The sequence below is a fragment of the Phormidesmis priestleyi ULC007 genome, assembly GCF_003003695.1.
Lineage (GTDB): Bacteria > Cyanobacteriota > Cyanobacteriia > Leptolyngbyales > Leptolyngbyaceae > Phormidesmis_A > Phormidesmis_A priestleyi_A.
Genome location: NZ_PVWG01000127.1, coordinates 1 through 1136, shown reverse-complemented (window position 1 = coordinate 1136; position 1136 = coordinate 1). Strand labels below are relative to the sequence as shown.

Here is a 1136-nt window from a genome sequence, read left to right as displayed (position 1 = left end):
TAGGACTTACGCATTGACAGGAGAAGAAGAATGTGGTGAATCTAGAATAGTTTTGTAGTCCGCAGAAATGAGTCGTGAGAGAACTGTCTAAACCCTCAACCGCCAAGTGTACTTGCTCGCTCTACATCTTGTTTTTGTTGGCGGAACCCAAGTATGTGAGTTGTGTTCGTCTATCTGAGGTGATGGAGGGGTTGAGTCACGACAGTGTGAATCGGTTTCTGCTACGGGAGAACTACAAACCCCGCGATCTGTTTAATGAAGTCCTAGACCATCTGATTCTAGACGGTGGGGTTGCGAGTGTAGACGATAGCGTGTTGGATAAACCTTACCGCGACCCCCAAAGCACTGCCCTGATGGGCTACTTTTGGTCGGGCAAACACAAGCGGACAGTGAAGGGTATCAATCTGATTACCTTGTACTATACCGCTGTCACGGGCACTTCCTATCCGGTGAACTTTCGCATTTACGACAAACAGGAGGGCAAAACCAAGAACGAGTATTTTCGCGACATGGTGGCAGAAGTGAAAGCTTGGGGACTGAAACTGGCTTGGGTGACAGGCGATAGTTGGGATTCAGGGATTGAAAATCTGAAGTTTCTCAGAAACGAGAAAGTGGGTTTTCTGTTTGGGATTGCTGACAATCGCCAGGTTTCACTAGAACGGGGCATTCAAGTACAGGTGAAAACGTTACCGATTCCTGAATCTGGATTAGTGGTCTATCTTAAGGAGTTTGGGTGGGTGAAAGTGTTTTGCCAGAGCTTCAAAAACGAGGATCGGTATTACATCATGCACCTGCCCAACGATCTGGAACTAGCGCAACTGAACCGCCAAAACTTTCGCCAGATTCACGATAGTCATTGGCAAATTGAGAGCTTTCATCGGGTGATCAAGCAAGTGTGCAACATTGAACGCTTCCACGTGCGAACAGAGTCCGCTATCAGAACCCATTTTTTCTGTGCGTTGCAAGCCTTTTGTAAGCTGCAAACGATGCGCGTTGAAGGCTTGATTGATAACCTGTATCAGGTATCGAGGCAGTTGTTCGTGCCCGTGATCCGTCAGTTCATCTTGGAAAACCTCTCCCAATCGACGGTGGCTTGACTTCAGACCTTGCTACTTTTGTCAATGCGTAAGTCCTAT

At 47.4% G+C, this 1136-nt stretch carries 1 protein-coding gene; it reads left to right on the top strand.

Annotated features, from left to right (window positions below):
• The first annotated feature begins 74 nt into the window (after window positions 1–74).
• Entirely contained in the window at window positions 75–1097 is a 1023-nt protein-coding gene (locus C7B65_RS26985) for an IS701 family transposase (protein ID WP_073074791.1), read from the top strand.
• The last annotated feature ends 39 nt before the right edge of the window (window positions 1098–1136 follow it).